The organism is Pelorhabdus sp. sgz311002, from assembly GCF_056134285.1.
The window spans coordinates 111,318-134,790 of the sequence record NZ_JBWBCL010000002.1; the positions used below are offsets into that span (position 1 = coordinate 111,318).

Consider the following 23,473-nt stretch of genomic DNA (forward strand, 5'->3'; position numbering starts at 1 on the left):
GTAAATGTCTAAAAAAAATTAAGTATGACGATTTAAATACTGTCCAGCTAAATTGCCGCCACCTTCATAAGCATTGGTAACATTTTCACGGCGTTTAATAGAATTAAAAGCAATATGAAAGACCTGTAGCAAATCTTTATTTTCAGCTTTCACTTCTCGTATCAATTCTTGATTCGCCGGAAGTTCATAATAAGCAGATTCTTCTTTCGATACTGTTTGGATCGACTGCAAAAGAGATCCCCTCTGCTCAAGCAACGCGAAAAACATATCTAACTCACGCTGTAAGAGAAACTTTTTCATCTCTTCTGTCAGAAAAAGATAATCCTCCCATTGTTGCTGCAGTTTTTTCTGCGCTTCAGTCATCATTCACTGCCTGCCGCCTTGCTTTGGCGAGTGATTTTCATGGCCTGCACCCAAGTATCGCGAAATTCTGTCAGCAACGTCTTTGCTTGCTTCAGTAATTCGATATCTTTTTTAATGTTACCTTGGACCAGACAGTGCAGAATATATTCTTCTAAAGCTAACCAGTTTTTTGAAATCTCATAGCTTGTATCTGTAGTAACCATTAGCTCATGTACGATATTTTGCGCTCGCATATTGCTTTTATGAGCCCGCTCGATCTCCTTGTTTTCCGTCGCCTGAATGCTTTCTGTAACAAAACGGATCGCACCGTTATAGAGCATTAAGGTTAATTCTTCTGGCGACGCTGTCATTATTTGCTGCTGCTTATAGGCATTAGCCATATTTGCTGCATTCATGACAAATCCTCCTCATATTAGCTTCCTAGTAAAGATGACAATTGACTTGTTTGCTGATTCAGCTTCGACAAAGCCGTTTCCATATTACTATATTGCGTATAGTAGTCATTTTCTTTCGTCTGCAGTTTTTTAAACATATCAGCAAGCTGTGTCTGATAATCTTTGGCCTGCTTCCCTAGTACGCTTGTCGTATCACTGCTCACCAACGCTGTAGTCCCCGCTTCAGTAGAAATACTTGTCGTCGCTGTCTTAAGTGCATCACTAAGCCGTACCGCAATTCCATCATGGGAAGTATCCGCTCCATCAGTACTAAACAGCTTGTACACTGCATCAGGATCACTCTGCAGTGCATTTCTCAGTGCGGTTTCATCGAGATAAAGCTTTCCGTTTTCCGTCCAATCTTGACTTGTCGTAATTCCTAAGCTTGATGCAGACTTGTATTTTCCATCAATACCAGAAATAGAGCTGGAAAAAGCATTACGCATTGAATTTGTCAACGTACGTAAAATAGTGTCATTATGCAAAAGCCCCGTTTTCGCCTTCGTCGTCCAAAGAGAAATATCATCATCTTTCATGGCTGATTTTTGGTCATCCGTGAGTGGCAAATAGTTCCGGTCATAGGCTTCCGTCACCTTCGTCGTAACAGAAGCTAATAAAGCATTATAATCACTGATAAAAGTCTTTACGCTATTCACAATTTTATCAACGTCATTTTGTACTGTAATACTAGTACTGCCAGTACTTAATAGATTATAAGTTACACCAGCAATAGTAAAGTTATTTTTAGACTGAGTCATCGTCACGCCATCTAGCTTAAAAGTAGCATCCTGCCCCTGCTGATTCGTCATTTGAAACGTATTCGTTAAATAACTGAGCGCTGCCGAATCACTGCCCGATAAATCGAGCGTCGCCCCTGTCTGAGCCGCTTTAATGGAAAATTTACCGTGATCAAAGCTAGCTACAGCTAACTGTTTTCCACTGGTATCTTTCAAATTATTGATACTGCTGACCAAATCCACCATGCTCATAGTCTGGGTATTTACTGACAAATTCTGCGTGGTTGTCCCATCGGAAATCGCTAAATTAAAAGTTCCCGTATAAGCGCTGGAAAAAGAAGTGGCTAATTTTGCCGTCTGGTCAAAAACAACGGCGCCAGAACTTGTCGCTATATTCGCTGTCTTCCCAATTGCACTCCAATTCGCTACAGAACTCATTTGCAATTGGTTTTGTAGAAAGTTAAGTCCCGCAGCATCGCTCCCACTCAGATCAAGCGTGTTTGTATCAGATGCCGATTTAATGGTAAGCTTTCCGTCTGTACCAATAGTCGCAGAAGCTAACTGGTTGCCAGAAGCATCCTTCACACTATTAATCTGTGTAACAATATCATTCAGTGTTGTTTTTGTCGTATCGACAATTATATTAGCTTCAGCTCCAGCAACTTTTAGATTCAAAGTAAAACTCCCAGCAATTCCTTTAAACTGTCCCGCTACAGGCAACAAATCTGTCGTGCCGAGATAGCCTCCACTACTAATACCGCTTGTATTTACCGCTGATATAGGACTAAGCTTCAAGTTATTTGTTAAAAAACTCAGTCCCTGGGTGCTACTGCCAGTAAAATCAATTTTAGCACTACTTCCCATTCCTGTGGTATAGAGATAAAAACGGTCTTGATTTGTGTCATATAAAGCCGTTACGCCCGCATCAGCTTTGTTAATAGAACTAACAAGATCATTAATACTCTTGGTAGAATCCACCGAAATCTGCTTATTATTGATCATCATCTTAAAGATGCCGCTTACACCAAACTGACTAGCAAGGGACGTCTTACTTTTTCCCGTCGTAATCGCTGCTGAACTACTCTGAGTGACACCGCTGGCAAGCTGACTTACGCTCAGTGTATGATTAACATTGATCGCATCGCCATTCGCTGTAATCGTAGCCACACCAGTATTGCTTGAAGTAATAGACTTCGCGTCTAAAGTACTTTTCATATTAAAATTAAAAACTTTATTGTTGCGAAAATCATTGATGCTTGTATACATCGTATAGTAGTCGCTTTTCTTCCATTCCAATGAAGTTTCCTTTTGCTGCAAGGAATCATAAGGTTTTCTAGCTGTTTTCATCAGTTGCTGTACCATCGAATCAACGTCGATACCTGAACCGCTTAACCCAAATGTTCTATTTACGCCGCTACTGAACATATCGGACATAGAAATTCCTCCTTCAATCAAATATTTTCCTATCTACTAGATTTTTTTATCGAGAAGTGATCCGACAAATTCACGGATGCGAGCAATCGTATCAAGTAATTCTTTGGGAGGCGCTTCTCTAAGGACTTTATGCGTCTTATTATCGACGACCTGTACCATAAGTTCTTGCAATTTATTATGTAAAACAAAGCGAATATCTGTATTCATCGACTCCATAAAATCGTTCAATCCATCGGTAATCTGTTCGACGTCTTTCTTCGTCAACTCTTTTTTATTCTGTGGCAAAGCTGTATCCCGTACGGAGTCAGAATTACCTGTGTCATTCATTTGATTGTTCAAGCTGTTAGAGTTTGCATTAGCTGCCACATTATTACTCATAAGGGCTGTATTGCTTCCGTCGTTTGTAGAAATTGACGCCGCTACCGCATCCTGCTGAACGGACGTAGGCCGCACCGAACTTACGACCGCTGTTGTTGAATAATCCGGAATCGATTTGATATCCACTGTAAAAGCCTCCTTGCTTTACTGTAATATTTTATTTTTTCGGGAACTTGTACTCTTTTAAAATATCCATGGTTTCTTTGCGATCAGGAATGACCGCATCTTTGTTTTCCGCCGCAATAGCATCGTAAATTTCGCCACGATAAATTTTTATATCTTTTGGCGCTTCAATGCCAAGGCGTATATTCTCCCCTTTGATATCCACGACAGTAATCACTATCTGATCACCAATCACTAGGCGTTCTCCCACTTTACGTGTTAGGGCAAGCATCCTTACTTCGCCCCTTCCGCCGCCGATTTATCAAACCCCTGAGGAAACAGCCGATGCCTTGTCATGTAACTAGTCTTTTCCAACACAACCTGCATAGCCTTTCGTTTTTGCATATTGATCACTACAGGGGCTAAAAGATTTGCTGTCATTTCTTCTGGGTTTTGAGGAATATTCACAATGTTTACGACATGAGGCGGAGTCTCTTGACTCACTTGTAGCTCCTCCTGTACTTCATCCGGCAGAACAAATTCATAATCAGGGAAAAATGGAAAAGGCTGCACCACCACAAAAGTAAGATTCGGTTCTGCTAGCGACTGCAAAAAGGAAAAGGGATTGTTTTCCTCACAAGGTACAATGGCAAATTTTTTTTCGTCTAAAAATCCTGGCAACCCGCTCGGAAATGTAATCACCATTTCCTCTGGTACATCTATTTCCCCAAATCGGACTGACTGTACTTTAATCATGCAACCACCTCACCATATCTTATGCCTCTATATTAACACGATTTGTCGGATTCGAAACGCGAAAATACACTTCCGGATATTGCAACATCGTAAGACCAACCGTGCCTTTGTCAAGCTGACCAGTAGCAGTTCCTTTATTTAAATTCAAATGAAGTTTTCCTGCTTGTACCTGTGTTTTCACATCATGAGTCACCACTTTTACAGTTGGCGACGGCACATAGGCAACATTAATATCGCTTTCCTTCCCCTTGATAGCCGCTTGAGCAAGCGCTTTTAAGGGATTTCCATGATCTTCAATCTTTGCCAACATGGCTCCCTCACTAGCAATTTTACCTGCCCATGCTTGTAAAGCTTCTATCCCTTTCCGGGCATTGTCACGGTCAAAATCGACATTGTTCTTGATACCTCTGGCGTAATCGCTGGGATAATTGTCAATATAAACTTCCGCTGCCGGCGATTCCATCGTAATCTGCAAAGGTTCTGAGGAAATTTCCATAGAGGGATCTGTCGTTTTCAGCCTCATGAAGGGATCTTTAACATCAAGCTGAGCTTTCACATTTTGTGCCGTAATTTCTATTTGCACCACGAGCGATCACCTCATTTTATTAGCTCAAGAAATCGACAAGCGATTTTTGCATGATTTTAGCACCAACAGCTAAAGCACTGCGATAGACATTCTGCGCCGTGTTAAAGTCGGTAATCGCTTTGGGTACATTAAGATCTTCCGCACTAGCTACGTCACCTTGAATGACTGTATTTTGACTTTGTAATATATTTGACGCCATTTCATAAGCAGCCATTCTCGTCCCAAGTTCTGTCTGTTTTTGTAGCTGTGCACTATGAATATCATCAATTTCCTGAGTGGCGTTTGACGAAAGCCATTGTATACTAGGCCCTGAACCCTGCGGTAAAGTAAAGGTAAATGTATCACCCGCCTTATTACTGGCGATCGATCCATTGGTCGTCGTTGTAGCGGATATATGCAGTGTAATCCCATTTCCATTTGGTAAATTAAACGAGGTTTCCGACGCTGAAGTTGTTGTATCAATTTCCGGCGATGCTTTCGAGTCAATTACATAATAGTCGTTTGCTTTAATCGCACTATTGGCCGGAATTTTAACAGTCTGTCCTCCCGGGAGTGAAAATACCGAAGTATAAACCGTCTTTTGTGCATCTGTATCATAGTTTGCTTCATAAGTAACAGGAATAGCTCCTCCATTCACCTGAGTAATTCGACCTTCACTATCTACAGAATTTACTGTAATCGCATAGCCTGACAAAGTAGTCGTTCCACCACTTACTGTCGGCATAGGACCATTTGTATTACTAGTTGTCACTTTATAATTAGATAGAGTTGTCCAGGTAGAACCGCCGTCACTGGAATAAGAAGCACCGTCAACTTGACCACTGGAATTGACACTATCAACACGTAAATTGTATTTGGCCACACCAGTTCCTGTATAAGAACCAGAAATTGCTGCAGCCCCGCTAACGGTATTACTTTCTTGAATCGTAAAAGCTGCCTGCGGCTCGCGGAAGGAATAAACATTTTGTGCTGCATTGCCAGTACTTGTGCCAATATTGAAAACCGCACCATCTGGCAGCGATAGCGTAACTGCATGCACACCTGTTGATACCGACGGCGATGCCGTCCAGTTCGTACCGCCGTCTACAGAGTACTGGGCCACTGCAGTCCAAGTTTTGCCGCCATCAGAAGAATAGGATGCGCCAGTAACCTGCCCTGGATTGGTCGCTGTATCAACCGTATCAATTCTGACACTATAATTAGGGTAACCTATACCTGTATAGGTGCCGCCAACAGTACCAACACCGCCCTGACTATTCGTTTGACTGACAGCAGTTGTTTTCTTCAACTCATTTTTGATTTCCAGAAGCTGATTAAGCGCCTGCATGGTCGTCTTACCAAAAACATTTTCTGTCGGTCCAAACGCTTCTATGCCCGTAATATTAACACTATCCTGAGTTGGATTCGTCGAACCAGACTGAATAGCCATAGACAGCTTATCGAAATCACCATTGTAAAGAACTACTTCCTGTGTCAAATCAGAATTAGGATCTTTAAGTGTCGTGCGTGTAAAAGGTTGTGTTGAATCATTCTGTCCGCCAAAAAGATAACGTGTGCCAATCTTCGTATTACCAAGCTGAACGATTTGATTGATCATGCCGTCGATCTGAGCGCCAATCGTATTAAGAGCGCCCGTGTCTTTTGTATCATCGGCGCTAACAACAAGCTCCTTCGCCTTGATCATAATAGAACTTAGGTCAGACATAACACCATCGGTATTTTCCATCCACGATTGGGCAGTACTCAAATTGCTTTGAAACTGCTCGTTTTGAACTTGATTGGAAGTATAATGCAGATCGCGAACCGTATTCACAGGGTCATCTGACGGACGATGTAGAGCTTTGCCATCAGCCAACTGTTGTTGCAATGTATTTTCTTTTTCCATCGACTTATTTAAGCTACGCAAAAAATTATAACTCATCATATTACTTGCAATACGCAAATTCCTTCACCTCATTTACCGGCCAACCATACCTGTGCCGTTAATCAGTTTATCAAGCATTTCATCCATGGTGGTTAGTACGCGGGCAGCGGCACTATACCCTTTCTGGAATGTAATCATATTTGTCATTTCTTCATCCATATTCACACCTGATACGGATTGACGAGAGTTTTCCACCTGGTCGACAAGCGTCTGCTGATTTTCCATCAACCGATCAGCATTTTGCCGCTGTACACCGAGCGCTCCGATTGCTGCTGAATAGTAAGCATCTAACGATGCATTATTTAAGATATTGCTTGTATCAGTTTTGAGCCGCTTAGCTAAATTATTGGCGTTGTCACCACTACCGACATTGCCTTTCGATAAGCTGATCGAATACTGATCGGTCACTTTATTATTCAAATTTGCATCAATCGAAAACTTTAAGGCAACTCCACTAATTGACGGTAGCGTGAAAGTTCCATCTGTTGCGACAGACACAGGCGCTGAAGCCCACGTAGTCCCACCATCTATTGAATATTTAATTTTTGTAATCGCTCCTGTCGCCGCTACAATGGACGTTGAATCATAGGCTTGCACCACAACATTAGTGGCTGTATCACCGTTCGTATAAGCGCCTGCAGCAGAATAGATTTTCATATCGCCGCCAATCGAGTTGCTTTTCGTCGCTGTGAGCGTACTAGCGGCGCTATTCTTATTTAGCGTAAAAGTATAAGAATCGCCATTGGCGGCACTGGCTGCATCAAAATTCATGGTAACCGTAAGTCCTGTCGTCGTAGTGGTATTGTTGGGATCTACGTTAACAGTAAAAGTATAGGTATTCGTACCACTGGTAGGTAAGGGCGTTGAAACATTGCTCCAAGTCGTACCGCCATCTGTTGATGTACTATAAACAACATTCCCTGAAGCATCCTTGGCAATCTTAACCATGGTAGCCGTATCTCCCTGAGTATAGGAACCGCTAGCAAATACAAGCGGCATGTTTGCTGTGCCAGTATTACTGCTACTAGCAATTACACCAAGGCTGGCGCCTGCTGTCTTTGCCGCAATTTTGCTGACACCACTGGAGTAAAGTACAGGATTGACAGCTAACTTGTCAAGCCACTGTTCTTTGACATACTGACCCGATAGGGGATTTGCTTTATAGTCAAGATTAGACTGACCAAAGAAGTTATTGCCTGTCGTATTATCCGAACCATAGCCACTTCGATGCACTTCATTGAAGTCCGTAAGCAAGAATTGACTCATAGCGCTTAGATTATCAAGATACCCCTTGATTCCAGCAGGCGAGGAGTCACGTGTCGATATAAGACCATACATTTCCCCATTAGAGAAATTGACTGGCGTATAATGACCGTCATTGAGGACAACCTGATCTACTTCATAGCCGTAGTCGACGTCGGCCGTTTTTTTTGTGGAAAGCGTCTGATAGCTCGTAGTATTCACAAGCGTTGTATTACCAAACTGAACAATATAGCGGCCATTTTTATCTTCATTGACCGAAACATTGCCAAGAGAAGATAAATTATCAATCAGCAAATCGCGCTTATCACGCAAATCATTTGCATGGTCGGTGCCACTGGCCTCCACAAGACTGATCTGACGGTTTAAATCACTAATTTGGGCTGCATATTGGTTAATCGTGCCCACTCGGGCGTTAATCGTATCATTAATATCAGACACCATATTTTGCAACTGCTGAGCACTTGTCTTAATCGCAGTGACAAGCTCATTGCCGCGTTCTCTGACTGTCGTACGAGTTGCTTCATCAGAGGCATTGGTGGAAAGCGTCTGCCAGGACTGCCAAAAGTTATTTAAGACGGACTGAATACCAGTATCCGTCGGTTCACCTAAAGCATTTTCCACTTTGCCTAGCGTATTATAAGTACTATTGCTAGCGCTCAAAGTGGAATTTTCCTTCCAAAACTGCTGATCAATAAAACTATCGCGGGCTCGCGTCACCGAGGCCACATCAACACCTGTACCAAGCTGATAGCTACCACTTTGTCCATAAATCGTCTGAGGGGTTGTCGACACTAAGTTGGCTCTCTGGCGAGAGTAGCCCTCTGTGCTAGCATTCGCCACATTATGTCCTACCGTATTAATAGCCGCCTGCTGTGAGTAAAGACCGGTAGCTACTGTATTTAAACCACCGAAGGTTGATAACATCTAATCACTCCTATACTGATTGGTCGAGCAATGATTTTCCCTGTTTACCGACTGGTCCCTGCCTACTCGGTCCATAAGTAGGATCTACCGTCGTGCGGGCCATAACATTGATATTGAAATTAATCATCTGCATCGCCTGTGTCACAAGTTCCGTATTAAGTTGATTGAGCGGAACAAGTTCAGCCAAAAGCGTTTGAAATTTTGCTTCAATCATTTCCAGCTGTGCTCGTTGCTCTGGCTCAGCCAGTTCTTTTATATTACTCAATTTCGCATTGACACCAACGCGCTCGGCAATTTGTTTTACTACTTTGGCACGCTCTATTTCAAAGCGGTTAATCGCCAAAATATGTTTTTCCTCTTTTTGAATAATCACACCAAGATCTTTCACTTCATATTTGACAAGATGTTCTTTTTTTGCCTTGCCCAGAGCGAGAAGTTCTTGATATAGTGCAAGGATTTCGGTTAACAAACGAATTAGTTCATCAAATAAAAATTTCACAAAATCCCCCTCTTATCGTAAATAATCAACGACTTGACGACCTAGCATTTTTTCGGCAATTCCCCTGCCGCTCACCTGATAAGTGCCGCTATCAATTTGGGCTGAAAGCTCAGCCACTTTGTCGTCACGCACATCTGTTGCCGCTTGAATTTTTTGCAAAACACGACCAAATTCCTGGACCTGCGGCGATAAAACAACCCGGTCTGGATTCTGTGTAGTACCCGAAAAGGAAATCCACTTCGTCTTCTCTGTATTTTTTGAATTCTGATAAATCTTAAGGGCATTTTGGACCTGGCTACCAGATACAATCATTGCCAACACCTCACACTTTTCATACTCTGCTTATTTATTGTATCGAAAAAAACAGCAGGGAACTTAATCCCTGCTGTCGATTTAATTTCTTTGATTTTCGGTAAACTTTGCAGAAGCGCCTTATTTCTTTTCTTTCGAATACATGCGAATGCCTTTGGCTTTATTCTTGGCTTCCTCTTCTTTGTCTGCTGCACGTTTGACGGATTGCGTCACTTGCGATAAAATATTTTCACTACATTCTGAACACAAGCGGCCATGCGAAATCAGTTTACCGCAACCGTCGCAGTGATAGGTAATTTTATCAGCACCAACAATACGTCCTTGCTGGATCATTCGAATAATGGTCTTTGTCTTAACACCAGTAGCCTCATGAATCTCGTCCACCGAAGCATAATCTACCACATCACGCAAGTAAGCTACTACCTTGAGTTCGTCCTCTTCTTGCGCCCGAATACACTCTGGACACATATTAAAATTGTTTTCTAAATATAATTTTCCACATTGACGACAATTTGCAAGTCCCATGGTAATGCCCCCTTACATCTACTACTTGTATTATACAATATTTTTTTATAATTCGCCTAGCTATTCTAGGTGCTATTCGCAAATTAATTCTGACAATAGGCAGGAATCACAAAATTTTTGCCTAACAAGATAGGGAATCCCTTACGAAAGGCAGTTTACCGATTATGCTGACACTTATTCAATTTCCCGAAATGTATGAAGAACTCAGCGAAGAAGTCCAACAGATCGTGGGCCAGCTACTTCATCTTTTAGAAATTAAGAATCCCAAGCTTCATCTCCATAGCTATCAGGTAGCCAATTATGCTGTCAGTATTGCCGCTAAAATGCGTTTACCGAAAGAGGAAATCGAGCGAATCCGCATAGCTGCCATGCTACATGACATTGGTCACTTGACTGTTCCTAATACGATTCTGTCCAAAGCGCCTTATCTCACCCAGAGAGAGCTTGCGGCCTACAAAAACCACTGTAACGCCGGCAGTTTCATGCTGGAAAATTTGCCATCCTGCCAGGAAATCAGCCTCTATATCCGGCATCATCACGAACAGTTTGACGGCAAGGGTTATCCCAAGCGGTTAAAAGGGGTAAATATCCCGCTCGGCGCCCGAATTATCGCTGTAGCCAACCACTATGATCGTTATATCAATCCCTGCACGCAGCACTGGACTAAAACACCGGAAGACGCCGTCAAAGAATTAAATGATAAAGCCGGCACGGCCTTTGATACAGAGATTGTCAGGGCCTTCATCGAAGCGCTTGGCTAATCTTAGCTATGAGAAGTACAGCCGCCAACTTCCTATCTCGCACTGCTTGCCAACACAACAGCCGAAACAGCCTTGGCCCCAGCGGCAAGTAACGTATGGGCACAGGCATCAATCGTAGCACCTGATGTAAAAATATCATCCACTAAGAAAATAGTCTGATCCTTGACCTGACTTGGGCGCGTTACATAAAACGCGCCTTTTACATTTTCCCGCCGTTCCATTGGCTGAAAGAGATACTGCGGCGCCGTTGGCCGCAAACGCACTAACAGTTCCGTCTGCCAGTAAGCATCGCCAAACATCGCCTTTACCCATGTTGCGAAAATCACTTCAGTTTGATTATAGCCCCGCTGTCGGCGCTTTGCCTGGTGAATTGGCACAGGCATAAACAAGCAGGTAACAGCTTCTGTGAGCATTGGAAAAGCTTGCTCTAATTCGCCACGGTTTGGCAAAAAAACTTGTAAATATTGCGCCGCTCCACGTCTTTGTCCATACTTTAAGGCTTGCAGTTTTTGGCGCACCGCCCCCTGATAGTCGGCTAACAACAGAATTTGATCAACATAGAAGAGGCCTCGGTCTTCGCCTGTTAACAGTAGTTTCACCATATAGTGGTTCTGACAAGCGGCGCACCACTGTCCATAAGACGCCTGACTGCGGCCGCAGTGGGGGCAGCGCGGCGGTAAGATAATATCTAATAACGCCTGATACCAGGAATGAAACCAAGCGATCGAAAAGTTCACCAGTCTTCGCCTCGCAGCCGTTCCGCCAGTAAAGAATAACGACGCCTGGTACGATCATTGGCCACAGCTGTATTGAGAGCAGCTTTCGTCCCAAGGAGAATGACTAGTTTTTTAGCGCGCGTTACAGCCGTATACAGCAAATTCCGTTGTAGCATCCGATAATGGCCCGCCACTAATGGCAAGATCACTGCTGCATATTCACTGCCCTGACTCTTATGCACGCTCATTGCGTAGGCTAAGTGGAGTTCATCCCATTCACTTTTATGATAGACTACCGTTCCTTCAGGATAGGCGACGATAGCCGTCTCGCTGTCAAGATGGTCAATATAACCAATATCACCGTTGAAAACGCCTTTTTCATAGTTGTTGCGCATCTGCATGACCTTATCGCCCTGCCGCAGGCAGACTCCCATAGAAAGAACCTCGCTTTTTTCCGGCTGCGGCGGATTCAAAGCAGCTTGCAGTAATCTATTTAAATTTTCTACACCACATTCCAATTTGTGCATTGGTGATAAAACCTGCAGATCCTTGCCCCAATCATAGCCGATTTTCGGCAGTTGATCGCCGCAAAGACTTACAATCGCTCTAGCTGCAGCAGCTTCACTCTCCAGCTCATAGAAAATAAAATCGCCATCATCGCATTGCGGCAAAAGGCCCTGGTTAATTCGATGAGCATTGAGAACGATCGGGCTTTCGCCCGCTTGACGAAAGATTTCCGTAAGGCGTACAACAGGAACGGCTTCAGAACGAATAATATCCTTGAGCACACTTCCCGGACCCACAGCAGGCAATTGATCCACATCGCCTACGAGCACAAGACGGCAGCCTGATGGCACTGCCTGCAAAAAATCGTGCATTAACAAAATATCCATCATCGATACTTCATCTAAAATAACAGCATCCGCATCTAAGGGATGGTTCGCATTGCGGGCAAAATAAGGCGCCCCTTCCGAACCGCCTGTAGATTCAAGCAATCGATGGACCGTCATGGCTTCACGACCTGTAGCTTCACTGAGACGCTTGGCTGCTCGCCCTGTTGGCGCGCCCAGCAGAATTTTTAAACCGGCTGCGGCCAAAACCTCTAGTATCCCCTTGACGGTAGTAGTTTTGCCGGTACCAGGACCGCCGGTCAGAACGAGAATACCATGATCGAGGACGCTCACCAGCGCTTGACGCTGCGCCTCCGCCAAAGTCACTGCCGCTTTTGCCTCCCACTGCGCCACAAGCTTATATTTATCGGCACAGAGGGCCGATTTCGCTTCCGTTTGCAGCTCGCTAAGACGTGCCGCTACAGTTTTCTCAGCTTGATAGAGCGGATATAAATAAATAAGATACGTTCCTTGCCAAGATTCGGCACATAAGAAGCCGTTTTTTATAAACTGACTGATCAAGCAAGCCACTTCATACTGATCAGCCTGCAAAAGTTTGGCTGTTTCCTTGACTAGCAATTCTTCGGGCACACAGGAATGTCCCGCCTGGGTTGTCTGAAACAAAGCAAAATCAATGCCAGCTTCCAGCCGCGCTTCGTCATTTTTGCCAAAGCCTAAAGCCATAGCAATTTGATCGGCTGTACGAAACCCAATGCCTGGTACCTCTTTGGCCAAACGATAGGGATTCGCGCGCAGAACGTCTAGTGTATCGCGGCCATAAGCGCCATGAATTTTTGCCGCATAAGCGCCGGATACGCCGTGGGTCTCCAAAAACAGCATGATTTCCCGCAAATCCGATTGGGCGGCATAGGAGGCGCGAATCTGTTCCGCTTTTTTCGTACCGATCCCTTCGACCTCGGTCAAACGGTGCGGTGCGGCCGCAATCACTTCAAGCACCTGCTCGCCAAAATACGCGACAAGTCGTGACGCCATAGCCGCCCCGATCCCCTTGACAGCGCCTGACGCTAAAAACCGTTCAATACCAGCCGCTGTAGTCGGCTCGATACGCCGGCAAGAAATAGCTTGGAACTGCCTGCCGAATTTAGCATGATCCACCCACTTGCCTGTGAGAACAACCTGTTCGCCGATAAGCGGTGCAGCAATCCGGCCCGTTACGGCTGCTTGCTGCTTCTGCCCATCTGGCGTAATTTTAAAGACAGCAAATGCGCCGTCAGGGCTCTGAAAAGTAATCGCCGCAACGACGCCTGTCAATTCTTCCATACAAATCCCGCCTACTTCCATTCTCAAAACAGAACACACGTTTCACTTTGTATGATTATTTCGCAAACCCCAAGAAAAAATCCTTTTTTTCCAGTAAAAAGAGGAGGACTTTTTGTAAAAAAAGAGTATAATAAATTGTTGTATCCACTCAATAAGTGGTAGCGGCATAGAATGAATATCATGAGCCAGCACCGAATGAATCGGCTGGCTAGGAATTCATATTATGATTACAATGAATGTTATTATTATGGGAGAGGCCTGTATGCGAGAAGTTCTTATGCGAGAAGTCCCTGTGCGCGAAATTTCTATGCGCGAAGACATGTATACGTATCATTATTTTAAACGCCGTTGCCTAAACCAATCTATCCAGAAAAAAACGGTTCTCATGTCTGCTATTTTGTTATTCAGTGTTTTATATTTTGCCTCGACTTTGTTTCTACTAACCAAATAGTCCTTCATTCCAACGATGTTTTGCGTAAAAGAGGATGTTTCTCATAAAAATGCTTATGAGAAACATCCTCTTTTACTATTCCCTATTCCTGCTACTTTACCTGACCGATAAGGCCTTCGCCAAATTGTTAATGCTGTCCGATAGAGCATCAAGCCGCTTTTCGATCCGGACTAAAAGATAGACTGATACTACCATAGGAAAGCCATAGTTAGCGGCAGCTGTCAAGAGCGGCGCTACATCCACCGTACTATTCTAAGGGCGTTGTTTCATTAACCCGGATCTTAGCCCCTATGATCTGTACGAGATCGCCATTTTTCGAAGCAAAAATTCCTTTGGTCACAATATCCTGCATAACCGGCTGCGCCTGAGCTAACGTCAGTTTGTCTACAGGATCAGGCAAATTCAGCGTGACCTGTTTCCCTGATTGATCATGAAACAATAGTTGCAATGTCTTGGCCATCACATATCCTCCTTGTTAGTTTTTATAAATTATTGCTTACGAATTACTAAGTGTGCCTTCGTCAAGACGTTCCACTACGAAGGGCGTATGCTGCTGCAAAGCGCCCAGCGCGGTGCCGACAGCATAGACGTCAGCGTCAGCCGCACTTGCTTTCAGGCCGGACAGAGTCCGCTGTTTGTATACCGGTTTTCCTGCCGTATTCACGCCGGTCTGCACTTTCAAAATCAGTTTACCAAGCTGCGTTTCTTTATTGACTGCCATAATCTCTCACCTCCCCTCACTCTCTACCATTCCTTTAAGGCTCACTTTTAAACGGCGTAAGGAACGTTTTTTCAACTGCGATACAGCTTGCGGCGTTAGCGACAGACTGCGGGCAATGTCTGTAAGGCTCCAACCTAAAGCCCAAGCTTTCAGCACTAACTGTTGCCGCTCTGATAAAGATTTTAGCGCTCGCTGCACTAAGTCGAACCGCAACCGTTGTATAACTGTGTCTTCCAAATTATGCGGATCGGCGAAAAGAGCCGTATCGCTAACCTCACCGCGAATTCTGTCAGTAGACTCATCCTGATCATCCCATGCATCATAAGAAAAAACACTTTGCCACAGATGCCGCTCTTTTTTAAACAAATTCCATAAAGCGTATTTGACGCGGCTTGCCACATACGCGGCAAAAGGAATATTCTTGTCCTTATCAAAGCATTGAATGGCCTCAGCTACAGTCAGACGAGCCACTGAAAGCGCTTCCTCGCCGAGGGCTTGTAAGTGAGAAGCTCTGGTATAATGAACAACCAACGGATCAAAGTAGTGGCACAAAGCCGCAAAAGCTGCTTTGTCACCGGACTGGGCTAAACGAAGCTGTTCTGCCAAGGGTTTCTTACTTTGTCCCTGAGGTTGCACAGTACACTGCATTTTTTACTGCACCTTCTAGTGAGTAACGTTACTCTAATTTAGCGCTTGCCTTCAGCATAAACACAAATCAGCCTGCAAGCAAAATCCGGCTTAGCACTAAGTCAGACGCGACAAATATTGCTATCGTGGCTTAAACAAACAGAAAAGCCCCTCAGCAATTCGCTGAGAGACTATAAAATACAATATATAAAGTGACTGTATAAAAATTACTCTTCCTGTGCCAGCAGCCAAGTTTCATAGACTTCGTCCAGTTCGGCTTTCATGGCTTCATATTCCTCGTATAAAGCTTGACTTACGGCAAGATCCGCCTGATTTTCCGGCAAGTTAATCTCTTTTTCCTTGAATTTGAGCATAACTTCTAACTCACGAATCCGCAGCTCCAACTTCTCCATAGCGGCTGCATCGCGCCGCACAGAACGACTTGCTGTACTCTTCGTAGCGCTGCTCGTAGATTCGGCTACGTTCTCCGAAGACGCTTTATTCTGAGAAACTGGAGACGACGCCACAGCCTTCGCTAGGCCTGATGACGTCTTGCCTTGACCCGTTTTAGGAGCCGCTTCTGCTGCTAAAGCTGCTTCTTTCGCCCGCTTTTCGCAAAAATGCTTATAATCACTATAATTGCCGGGATAATCGCTAATAGCGCCATCTTTTAATTCGATCACTCGCTCAGCTACTTTGTCGAGGAAATAGCGATCATGAGACACAGTTAAAAAGGTGCCAGGGAACACGGCAAGCGCTTCTTCCACGGCTTCTTTCGCCGGAATATCTAGATGGTTCGTCGGTTCGTCAAGAATCAAAAAGTTCGCCCCGGTAAGCATGAGCTTCAGTAGAGCTAACCTTGCTTCTTCACCGCCGGACAGGCTGCCGACCTCTTTGAAAACATCATCGCCGCGAAATAAAAAAGCGCCAAGATAATGCCTTGCTCGTTCTTCACTCATGCCGAAATCGCGCACAATTTCATCAAGAACCTGCCAGTCAGGATGAAGGTTTTCATGCTGCTGAACAAAATAACCGACCTGCACGCGACTGCCCAGCTTCAACGATCCTTTACGCAGCTCTAATTCTCCCGTGATGGCCTTGAGAAGTGTCGTTTTACCAGCGCCATTCGGTCCAATTAAGGCTACGCCTTCTCCTTTACGAATGGATAAGGCGAGGTCTTGAAAAATCATAGTTTCGCCATACCCTGCCGCTGCATCTTGAATATCTAATACTCGTTGGGCTGAATCGCCAAGAGCATTAAATTCAAAGAAATCGAACTGCGCTTGGCCGCCCACCGCTTCGAGCCGTTCCAACCGACTGAGCTGCTTGGCTCGTCCTCTAGCTTGTTTTGATTTAATCCCGGCGCCGTAACGGCGAATATATTCTTCTGTTTTAGCAATCTGATCCTGCTGCTTGGCATACGCCCGTTCCGCCGCTAAGGTTAAAGCGGCCTTTTTATCTAAATAGGTACTATAATTGCCTTGATACTCTCGCAAACTGCCTGCTTCCAGCTCCCAGGTCTTGGTAGTGACTTGGTCGAGAAAGTACCTGTCATGGGAAATAATTAAGAGTCCGCCGCGAAACGCTGCCAAATAGTTCTCTAGCCACTCTACCATAACTAAATCAAGATGATTCGTCGGTTCATCGAGAAACAAGTAATCAGGATCTCGCACCAGCGCCTTTGCGAGCGCAATCCGTGTTTGCTGTCCGCCAGAAAAAGAAGTTACTGGTCGAGCTAGTTCTGCTTCAGTAAAACCAAGCCCCGTAATAATTTTTGCCAAACGCTGCTCATACTCATAGCCGCCGCCACTATCAAACGCCTGCGACAGCGTACCATAAGACTGCATCAATTTATCAAGTTCTGCACCGGATGCGTTGGCAATTAAGGCTTCCAATTCGTGAAGCTTATTTTGCAGTATTAATAGCTCAGAAAAAGCCCCAAGCAGTTCTTCCTGCAATGTTCCCGTACCAAAATCGCTTTGTTGTTCCACATAGGCCAGCGTTTCGCCCGGTGACAAAGCAACTTCACCGCCATCATATTCTTCTAGCCCCAGCAAACACCGCAACAGCGTCGTCTTGCCTGTCCCATTAGCACCGATCAACCCAATTCTATCGCCAGGACGAATTTCAGCCGAAACGCCTTCAAATACGCGCCGAATGCCAAAGAACTTGCTCAGGTCCTTAATCTGAATCAATCCCATAATACACCTCATTGCTCTCTCTTTATATCCCAGCCAGCCGAAGCTGACTTTAGCATTTACTCTAGGTCGAATGAAATTATTATACCACAAAAAGTCCTGATAAGACCGTATCATGGGCGTCACCCGATCAGCAAATAGAACTACCTGATTGAAGGTAAGGATGTTTCAGCTCTGTTTAATAAGCGGGGAATCGAATGGCCTTGCAACAAATAGACGCAAAAACCCCGGTAAGACAGGCCGAAGTCAAGTGACAACGGTGAGGCGGTCTTACCGGGGTCTTTGCATTTGTAAAACGTTTATAACGCCTTTGCAAAGCGCTTCTATATTTGTTTATTCAATGGTACAAATCGCATTTGGACGACGAATCAGTAAAGAACAGGTTTCCATCACGCGAAACATATGATTCATACTGACAGGTCCCAAGTAGGCTGTGACCATATCCTGTCCAATCGCCAAGCTCACATTTTGTGCGCCAGCAGCAACAAGCACTGCTTCATTGTCTTTCAAAACGCCTGTTGCATAAACACCGCCACCCACAAGGGTTTTGATCTGATCTAGTTCTAGAATGCCTGAAGTGCTATGTACGCGAACCATACGGCCAAAGAGTACTGGACTAACAGCCAATGCATAGGGGCCATAGTAGCCAGCGCCAGTCAGCTTACTAACGGCAGCAACAATGCTATCTAAAGCGCCGCCGTTTACATTCCAGTCAGCTGCCTTAGCAATGAGGCGACCTTTTGCATTTAAAAGACCTTCCTGTCCTAATTCTTCATTACCGCGAAATACTAGTTCATCTTCCTGTACGGACAAGACTTCTGCCGCTACAGCCGCGGCACTTACATCAAGGGGCAAGCCGAGTTTCCGGTCTGTCTCGACATCACGCCACTGAATTTTAAAATCTTTATAGATGAGCGGAAATTGCGCCATTTTACGATTTTCCGCCGCTACAACGTCGCCTTCTTTATCGCCGGTCAAATTGACCTCAGCCGCTCCGGCGTTGCCAAATACCGAATAAGGCAGTGTATAAATACCGGAACCAAGCGGTCCGAGCACATCAATCATTTTACGGCCTACTAGCTGCTGACGAGCGGCCACGATCACGGCATTGTCTAAATTCGCCCAATCTTCCTTCGTAAATGGCGCCGATTCTCTATCTAAATAATCCATAATAAATCCCTCCTTAATATCTTCGTTGGCTCCCTTAACGCATTAACGCAAATTCCCGACCGTCGGTTCACTGTCAGCAGGAGCGCTAGCTGACACGACAACTTTTTCGTCATGACCGACCGTATGATCTTCCAAAAACTTCTGTTTTTGAATCTCGTCAATCCGCGCAATAATATGCATAAGCTCAGCGACATGTTCTTTTTCATCATCGCGAATATGAGCTAAAAGATCTTTAATTTCTTCATTATCGATATTATCAATATGGAGCTGATATTGATTTATGGCCTCAAATTCACCAATCAAATCCTCTCTCAACCAAATTAGAAGCTGCTCAAACTTTGTCGCCTGGATTGATGTATCTTGTTTTCCTTGTCCATAAGCCATAATTCACTGCCTCCTTCAAAATATCTACAGTTTTTACAAAGTAACACAAATTGATACTTTTTATTAATTACTTCGTTTTATCGTTAAGAAAGTCCTGCTAATAAATTGAACACAAAAACTAATTTTAACGACAAAAAATGCAATAGTGCAACTTATGATTCCCACATTTTTGAATTTTACGTCTATTTTTGTTAAAATAGAAAGAAAATGTAGTCGGTAAGGGGGATCTCAAGGATGTCAATTGTTAAACCTGACGCTGTCATTAGCGCCTTACTGCCTTGTTACACAAACCAAGGCGATCATAGCCTGCTATGCTTCGCCACAGGAAAAACAGCAGAGTTTACTTGCAGTGTAGAAACTGTACTAAAGCAACTTGCTGTTGCCTACCAAATCAATCTAGTGAGCCTACGCCAAGAAGGACGTCGCCGCACTGGCCGCCAAGAATACATACCGTTGCCCTTTGCACCGGAGCTTTTACTCACACCGATAAAACTGCGTCAACCCCGCCTCATTGGCGATGGTTCGCTTGGCTATATAAATACTTACCTGATTCGTTCCATCCAAGATGCTCCTCCGCCTTATGAAAGTGAGATCCAGCTTTCCTGCGGTCAGCGAATTCTTGCCTACTGGAAAAAAATCAACGTAGAAAAGCAAATTCGCCGCTCCCGCATTACCACAGTCGATCCTGGTGAAAGTAATGAAGACCGGCGTCAACGCCTGCTGATCACGAATATTTTAGCTTTGCTCCGCACGTTTCCAGCTATGTAGTTAAGATCCGGTGTACCAGAGCAATGCAGACACTGGGCTTCGTGCGATGAACTAAGTCAAAAAAGTGAATGGTGTCGCCCCGACACAGCGGTAGCCAATCCTGGATGCCGCGAAAAGCGCCATGGACTAAAAGGAGCCGTTCGGCAAAACGGGTCTCACCAATTCTTAAAATAATCGGGACGGTAAGATCCTTCGAGCCGCCATCGACCACAACAAGTTCTACTTCCCGCGAAGTTTTATCAAACTCTAACAGCAGCGCGGCAAGCAGCCCTTCGATCATGCCTTCGCCGTCGCGTACAAAAAGAACGATCGTTAGACTAGGCGGCTGCAACCGCTCTGATAAAATGAGCCATTCACTTAGGTCTCGCAGCATCTGCCATAGTCCGTACAAGGCCAAGGCAAGTAAAATTACACTGACTGTATATGAAAAAAACAAACTATCCCCTCCCTGTTCTGGGATAGAATAGTTTATGAAATCTCTGATTGTGCTGCTACTTAATCAAGCAGCACAATTTTATTTTTAATAGCATATAAGACAGCCTGCGTACGATCATTCACCTTCAGTTTGCGGAAAATATTCGTTAAATGATTCTTCACAGTCTTTTCACTTAAAAATAATTTATTCGCAATTTCCTGATTGCTCATGCCTTGACAAATAAGCTGCAGCACATCAATTTCCCGATAAGTAAGACGTTCTTCCCGCCGACGCTGCTGTAACTTTGAGGCAGCATAAAGGTCTTCTTCGCGGCGGCGGTTCATTTCGCCAAAGAGCCGCTTGGCCAGAGTCGGATAAATAAAGGTATCGCCCTTACAAACCGAGCGAATGGCCTGCACAAGCATACCAGGCTCAATATCCTTTAATAAATAACCAGACGCCCCGGCTTTAATCATTTCCATCACATAAGTCTCATCATCATTAATTGTCAAAATAATAACCTTGCTTTTTGATGGCGACAACATAAGCTGTTTCGTCACTTCTAAGCCGTTCAGTTTCGGCATATTAATATCAAGCAAAAGCACATCCGGCTTATGCTCTTGTACCAGTCGAATGGCCTCTTCGCCATCCACGGCTTCGCCAACGACTCTAAGGTCCGACTCCAACTCTAATACATTTTTAATCCCCTGTCTTAGCAGCATATGATCATCTGCTATTACAATCGTATATGGCACCAAAAATCCCCCTTTATTTTGCCACAGCCTGCGAATCTTGCGCTGCTTTCCCCTCATGCATAATGCGGGCCGTCAAAAAGATGACAAGTTCTTGCCCTTCCCTGTTTTCCACTCTATGAGTAAACAAGCCGCCGATCAAAGGAATATCTCCTAAAATGGGCACCTTCGTTGTTTGTTCTGTTGCCAGCCGATTCATTAAACCGGCTATTGCAATCGTTTCACCATCAGCCATACGGACCTCCGAACTGGCAATCCGCTTCGAGAATTGATAGGTTTTAAGGTCACTCACCCAAGTGGGCGCACTGACTTCCATATCAATCTCAGCCGTAATAAAATGATCAGCTTGAATATAGGGTATATAGGTCAAAATAATGCCGGAATCGGCATAGTCATAGCTTGTTGTTGTCTCAACCTCTGTGGTTGTCGTCTTCGGAATTGGTAAGGTATCGCCAACATGGATAAAGGCGGCTTTGCCGTTTACAGCCATAATTCGCGGCTTAGCCACTAGCTTAGCACTTCCCTCAGTCAGCAGCGCCTCTAGCGTTGCTGCATAGGAAACGGCATAGCGACCGCCTTGCGGGTTGCGTCCAAATAAAAGAACGCCGCCATAATTAGAGCTATTTGTCCCAGTCCCTTGCGGAATATCAGACCAGCGCCACTCTAAGCCGAGCTTTTCAGCCGCCTGTTTATCAATACTGACGATTTGCGCCTCTACCATGACTTGCGGCGCAGCTACATCTAATTTTTCAACTAATGCCTGCAGCGCTGCCGCGGCTCTGTCGGAAGAACGAAAAACCAGGGAATTTGTTGTAGCATCAATTTTAATAGATTCATAGGCTCGATCCACCTTTAGAGCCTGTTTGGTATTCAAGCCAGTGAGCGGCGACAGTTTTTTGGTCTTAACAGCGCCTTTACGCCCACTTGGCTCGGAAACAGTAGTTTGATTGTCAAGCTCGGCTGTTGACCCAGCCGACGCTACCGTCGCCGCTTGCGAATTGCCTTTATCCCGCAACAGCAGCGCCGCCTTATCAATGATCTCTTCGGCTCGCACATGATGCAGCATGATAATATGCAGCGGCTCAATGAGCCGTTTTTCTTTCGTCTCATCAACAATGAGAACATCACTGCCGTGCTGTTCATAGCGCAATCCCTTGGCTTCTGCGATTAAGTCCAGAGCCTGCTCAAAGGGAAGATCCTGCACGGCAAGCGAGATTTTTCCCTGGACCGAATCATCAATGACCATATTGACTGAACTGAGGCGCCCTAACGCGAGCAATACATCACGAACTGATGCATCTGACGCAGTTAAAGTAACAAGGGGGCTAAGCTCGCCAAGACGGGTACTCCCAACGAGTAGCCATAGTACACAAAAAAGGAGTCGATATAATCCAAAGTGACAGTTTTGCTGTTTGCTCACTGCTCCCTACCTTCTTAGTTGCCGACAGTGAGTACTAAAGTTCCCTCCGGCCCCGTCAAAGTAACGGCTTGATCAACAATTTCAGCCAAAGTATAGCTTCCGATCGCATCTCCGAGAAAATACAACTGGCTTGCTGCGCCTGTTGCAATGACAGCAGCCTGACTGCGCCCTGTCGTTACAATCGCGGTGACTCGATACATCGCAGCGGCGGTATACTGTACGCCTTGCTCTGGCTGCTTGACTTCCGTAGTAGCTTTCTTAGCACTGCTTGCCGCTTCTGTCGGCGAAATTTCACGGCTTGTACTATTGCGATCAGACTGCAACGGTAGCGGTGGTGGTTTGGCCGACAGTTCGGCTGGTTCTGGGCGGGAAAATCCTGACGGCGGCTGAAAGGGATCACGGCCCAGCCTTTGACCGTCTGGCCCCGCAGAATTCACAAGATTGGTAGTTTTTATCGGATTTGCTAAATTTACCGAATTTCTAGCAGCGCCTTCTAACGCCGCTGTGCTTGGTTCTACCGAATCGTGCGGCAAAAAGTATGCTTCTTGCCAACCGTGATTCGCAGTAAAGATCAGACAGCTGCCGCCAACCAGAGCGGCAGCCAGTGCTTTCTTCATCCAAGCTTTCACAATGAACACCAGGATTCTTTCTAGTCTTAATTTACTATTTGTTTATCTATTAT

28 protein-coding genes are annotated in these 23,473 nt (G+C 44.9%); 3 read left to right on the forward strand and 25 right to left on the reverse strand.

The features are described from left to right. Positions 1-18 precede the first annotated feature (18 nt). From AC0NJP_RS04445 to AC0NJP_RS04500, 12 genes are all read right to left on the reverse strand, one after another. On the reverse strand, positions 19-366 hold the full coding sequence (locus AC0NJP_RS04445) for a hypothetical protein (RefSeq protein ID WP_474698918.1): 348 nt from the start codon (positions 364-366) through the stop codon (positions 19-21). Continuing rightward, positions 363-758, reverse strand: coding sequence for a flagellar export chaperone FliS (fliS, locus tag AC0NJP_RS04450; protein ID WP_474698919.1), 396 nt, complete (start codon positions 756-758; stop codon positions 363-365). Before fliS ends, AC0NJP_RS04445 begins: the two co-directional genes overlap by 4 nt. 17 nt (positions 759-775) lie before the next feature. Beyond that, on the reverse strand, positions 776-2,968 hold the full coding sequence (gene fliD / locus AC0NJP_RS04455) for a flagellar filament capping protein FliD (protein WP_474698920.1): 2,193 nt from the start codon (positions 2,966-2,968) through the stop codon (positions 776-778). Between the two features lie 36 nt (positions 2,969-3,004). Beyond that, on the reverse strand, positions 3,005-3,472 hold the full coding sequence (locus AC0NJP_RS04460) for a flagellar protein FlaG (protein WP_474698921.1): 468 nt from the start codon (positions 3,470-3,472) through the stop codon (positions 3,005-3,007). 31 nt (positions 3,473-3,503) lie between these two features. Then, complete coding sequence (gene csrA, locus AC0NJP_RS04465) at positions 3,504-3,740, reverse strand: carbon storage regulator CsrA (RefSeq protein WP_474698922.1); 237 nt, start codon at positions 3,738-3,740, stop codon at positions 3,504-3,506. 2 nt (positions 3,741-3,742) lie between these two features. Further along, complete coding sequence (fliW, locus tag AC0NJP_RS04470; protein ID WP_474698923.1) at positions 3,743-4,204, reverse strand: flagellar assembly protein FliW; 462 nt, start codon at positions 4,202-4,204, stop codon at positions 3,743-3,745. A gap of 19 nt (positions 4,205-4,223) precedes the next feature. After that, complete coding sequence (locus AC0NJP_RS04475; protein ID WP_474698924.1) at positions 4,224-4,790, reverse strand: DUF6470 family protein; 567 nt, start codon at positions 4,788-4,790, stop codon at positions 4,224-4,226. A gap of 19 nt (positions 4,791-4,809) precedes the next feature. Beyond that, the gene (gene flgL, locus AC0NJP_RS04480; protein ID WP_474698925.1) at positions 4,810-6,732 is read right to left on the reverse strand and encodes a flagellar hook-associated protein FlgL; all 1,923 of its coding nucleotides are present in this window, start codon (positions 6,730-6,732) and stop codon (positions 4,810-4,812) included. 15 nt (positions 6,733-6,747) lie between these two features. Continuing rightward, complete coding sequence (gene flgK, locus AC0NJP_RS04485) at positions 6,748-8,901, reverse strand: flagellar hook-associated protein FlgK (protein ID WP_474698926.1); 2,154 nt, start codon at positions 8,899-8,901, stop codon at positions 6,748-6,750. 10 nt (positions 8,902-8,911) lie between these two features. Next, entirely contained in the window at positions 8,912-9,400 is a 489-nt protein-coding gene (locus AC0NJP_RS04490) for a flagellar protein FlgN (protein ID WP_474039022.1), read from the reverse strand. A gap of 12 nt (positions 9,401-9,412) precedes the next feature. After that, positions 9,413-9,712 carry a flagellar biosynthesis anti-sigma factor FlgM gene (flgM, locus tag AC0NJP_RS04495; protein WP_474698927.1) on the reverse strand — a complete coding sequence of 100 codons (300 nt, stop codon included), beginning with the start codon at positions 9,710-9,712 and terminating at the stop codon, positions 9,413-9,415. Positions 9,713-9,832: 120 nt separating this feature from the next. Next, a complete protein-coding gene (locus AC0NJP_RS04500) occupies positions 9,833-10,237 on the reverse strand; it encodes a flagellar protein (protein ID WP_474698928.1) in 405 nt (134 codons plus the stop codon). A 164-nt stretch (positions 10,238-10,401) separates the two neighbouring features. On the opposite strand from AC0NJP_RS04500, the gene AC0NJP_RS04505 reads away from it, so the two are divergent. Continuing rightward, on the forward strand, positions 10,402-10,998 hold the full coding sequence (locus tag AC0NJP_RS04505) for an HD-GYP domain-containing protein (RefSeq protein WP_474698929.1): 597 nt from the start codon (positions 10,402-10,404) through the stop codon (positions 10,996-10,998). A gap of 32 nt (positions 10,999-11,030) precedes the next feature. Here AC0NJP_RS04505 and AC0NJP_RS04510 read toward each other — a convergent pair whose 3' ends face one another. Both AC0NJP_RS04510 and recD2 read right to left on the reverse strand, forming a co-directional pair. After that, the gene (locus AC0NJP_RS04510) at positions 11,031-11,735 is read right to left on the reverse strand and encodes a ComF family protein (protein WP_474698930.1); all 705 of its coding nucleotides are present in this window, start codon (positions 11,733-11,735) and stop codon (positions 11,031-11,033) included. Next, positions 11,732-13,885 carry an SF1B family DNA helicase RecD2 gene (recD2, locus tag AC0NJP_RS04515; protein WP_474698931.1) on the reverse strand — a complete coding sequence of 718 codons (2,154 nt, stop codon included), beginning with the start codon at positions 13,883-13,885 and terminating at the stop codon, positions 11,732-11,734. Before recD2 ends, AC0NJP_RS04510 begins: the two co-directional genes overlap by 4 nt. 223 nt (positions 13,886-14,108) lie before the next feature. On the opposite strand from recD2, the gene AC0NJP_RS04520 reads away from it, so the two are divergent. Continuing rightward, positions 14,109-14,336 (forward strand): hypothetical protein, encoded by a 228-nt coding sequence (locus AC0NJP_RS04520; RefSeq protein WP_474698932.1) that lies wholly within the window; start codon positions 14,109-14,111, stop codon positions 14,334-14,336. Between the two features lie 96 nt (positions 14,337-14,432). On the opposite strand, the gene AC0NJP_RS04525 is transcribed toward AC0NJP_RS04520, so the two are convergent. The 7 genes from AC0NJP_RS04525 to AC0NJP_RS04555 all read right to left on the reverse strand — a co-directional run bounded on the left by AC0NJP_RS04525 (position 14,433) and on the right by AC0NJP_RS04555 (position 19,436). Continuing rightward, positions 14,433-14,579, reverse strand: a complete 147-nt coding sequence (locus AC0NJP_RS04525) for a YvrJ family protein (protein ID WP_474698933.1) — start codon at positions 14,577-14,579, stop codon at positions 14,433-14,435. Between the two features lie 4 nt (positions 14,580-14,583). Further along, on the reverse strand, positions 14,584-14,796 hold the full coding sequence (locus AC0NJP_RS04530) for a DUF2922 domain-containing protein (protein ID WP_474698934.1): 213 nt from the start codon (positions 14,794-14,796) through the stop codon (positions 14,584-14,586). 36 nt (positions 14,797-14,832) lie between these two features. Next, positions 14,833-15,057 carry a DUF1659 domain-containing protein gene (locus AC0NJP_RS04535; protein WP_474039032.1) on the reverse strand — a complete coding sequence of 75 codons (225 nt, stop codon included), beginning with the start codon at positions 15,055-15,057 and terminating at the stop codon, positions 14,833-14,835. A 6-nt stretch (positions 15,058-15,063) separates the two neighbouring features. Then, on the reverse strand, positions 15,064-15,705 hold the full coding sequence (locus tag AC0NJP_RS04540; protein ID WP_474698935.1) for a sigma-70 family RNA polymerase sigma factor: 642 nt from the start codon (positions 15,703-15,705) through the stop codon (positions 15,064-15,066). Between the two features lie 206 nt (positions 15,706-15,911). Continuing rightward, positions 15,912-17,885, reverse strand: a complete 1,974-nt coding sequence (locus AC0NJP_RS04545; protein WP_474698936.1) for an ABC-F family ATP-binding cassette domain-containing protein — start codon at positions 17,883-17,885, stop codon at positions 15,912-15,914. Positions 17,886-18,215: 330 nt separating this feature from the next. After that, complete coding sequence (locus AC0NJP_RS04550; RefSeq protein WP_474698937.1) at positions 18,216-19,052, reverse strand: family 1 encapsulin nanocompartment shell protein; 837 nt, start codon at positions 19,050-19,052, stop codon at positions 18,216-18,218. Positions 19,053-19,094: 42 nt separating this feature from the next. Further along, the gene (locus AC0NJP_RS04555) at positions 19,095-19,436 is read right to left on the reverse strand and encodes a ferritin family protein (protein WP_474698938.1); all 342 of its coding nucleotides are present in this window, start codon (positions 19,434-19,436) and stop codon (positions 19,095-19,097) included. Between the two features lie 234 nt (positions 19,437-19,670). On the opposite strand from AC0NJP_RS04555, the gene AC0NJP_RS04560 reads away from it, so the two are divergent. Further along, on the forward strand, positions 19,671-20,204 hold the full coding sequence (locus AC0NJP_RS04560) for a hypothetical protein (protein ID WP_474698939.1): 534 nt from the start codon (positions 19,671-19,673) through the stop codon (positions 20,202-20,204). Here the strand turns inward: AC0NJP_RS04560 and AC0NJP_RS04565 are convergent. From AC0NJP_RS04565 to AC0NJP_RS04580, 4 genes are read right to left on the reverse strand one after another with little or no spacing between them, the layout of a single operon-like run. Then, positions 20,197-20,640, reverse strand: coding sequence for a hypothetical protein (locus AC0NJP_RS04565; RefSeq protein WP_474698940.1), 444 nt, complete (start codon positions 20,638-20,640; stop codon positions 20,197-20,199). The genes AC0NJP_RS04560 and AC0NJP_RS04565 overlap by 8 nt on opposite strands. Before the next feature lie 59 nt (positions 20,641-20,699). Beyond that, a complete protein-coding gene (locus AC0NJP_RS04570) occupies positions 20,700-21,374 on the reverse strand; it encodes a response regulator (protein ID WP_474698941.1) in 675 nt (224 codons plus the stop codon). A gap of 13 nt (positions 21,375-21,387) precedes the next feature. Beyond that, positions 21,388-22,791, reverse strand: a complete 1,404-nt coding sequence (locus tag AC0NJP_RS04575) for a secretin and TonB N-terminal domain-containing protein (RefSeq protein ID WP_474698942.1) — start codon at positions 22,789-22,791, stop codon at positions 21,388-21,390. A 14-nt stretch (positions 22,792-22,805) separates the two neighbouring features. Further along, on the reverse strand, positions 22,806-23,420 hold the full coding sequence (locus AC0NJP_RS04580; RefSeq protein ID WP_474698943.1) for a hypothetical protein: 615 nt from the start codon (positions 23,418-23,420) through the stop codon (positions 22,806-22,808). Positions 23,421-23,473: the final 53 nt, after the last annotated feature.

Coding starts and splice junctions, on each gene's coding strand:
- AC0NJP_RS04445 (WP_474698918.1), bottom strand. CDS start 366: ATGATGACTGAAGCGCAGAAAAAACTGCAGCAACAATGGGAGGATTAT.
- fliS (WP_474698919.1), bottom strand. CDS start 758: ATGAATGCAGCAAATATGGCTAATGCCTATAAGCAGCAGCAAATAATG.
- fliD (WP_474698920.1), bottom strand. CDS start 2,968: ATGTCCGATATGTTCAGTAGCGGCGTAAATAGAACATTTGGGTTAAGC.
- csrA (WP_474698922.1), bottom strand. CDS start 3,740: ATGCTTGCCCTAACACGTAAAGTGGGAGAACGCCTAGTGATTGGTGAT.
- fliW (WP_474698923.1), bottom strand. CDS start 4,204: ATGATTAAAGTACAGTCAGTCCGATTTGGGGAAATAGATGTACCAGAG.
- flgK (WP_474698926.1), bottom strand. CDS start 8,901: ATGTTATCAACCTTCGGTGGTTTAAATACAGTAGCTACCGGTCTTTAC.
- flgM (WP_474698927.1), bottom strand. CDS start 9,712: ATGATTGTATCTGGTAGCCAGGTCCAAAATGCCCTTAAGATTTATCAG.
- AC0NJP_RS04500 (WP_474698928.1), bottom strand. CDS start 10,237: ATGGGACTTGCAAATTGTCGTCAATGTGGAAAATTATATTTAGAAAAC.
- AC0NJP_RS04505 (WP_474698929.1), top strand. CDS start 10,402: ATGCTGACACTTATTCAATTTCCCGAAATGTATGAAGAACTCAGCGAA.
- recD2 (WP_474698931.1), bottom strand. CDS start 13,885: ATGGAAGAATTGACAGGCGTCGTTGCGGCGATTACTTTTCAGAGCCCT.
- AC0NJP_RS04520 (WP_474698932.1), top strand. CDS start 14,109: ATGATTACAATGAATGTTATTATTATGGGAGAGGCCTGTATGCGAGAA.
- AC0NJP_RS04530 (WP_474698934.1), bottom strand. CDS start 14,796: ATGGCCAAGACATTGCAACTATTGTTTCATGATCAATCAGGGAAACAG.
- AC0NJP_RS04535 (WP_474039032.1), bottom strand. CDS start 15,057: ATGGCAGTCAATAAAGAAACGCAGCTTGGTAAACTGATTTTGAAAGTG.
- AC0NJP_RS04540 (WP_474698935.1), bottom strand. CDS start 15,705: ATGCAGTGTACTGTGCAACCTCAGGGACAAAGTAAGAAACCCTTGGCA.
- AC0NJP_RS04545 (WP_474698936.1), bottom strand. CDS start 17,885: ATGGGATTGATTCAGATTAAGGACCTGAGCAAGTTCTTTGGCATTCGG.
- AC0NJP_RS04550 (WP_474698937.1), bottom strand. CDS start 19,052: ATGGATTATTTAGATAGAGAATCGGCGCCATTTACGAAGGAAGATTGG.
- AC0NJP_RS04555 (WP_474698938.1), bottom strand. CDS start 19,436: ATGGCTTATGGACAAGGAAAACAAGATACATCAATCCAGGCGACAAAG.
- AC0NJP_RS04560 (WP_474698939.1), top strand. CDS start 19,671: ATGTCAATTGTTAAACCTGACGCTGTCATTAGCGCCTTACTGCCTTGT.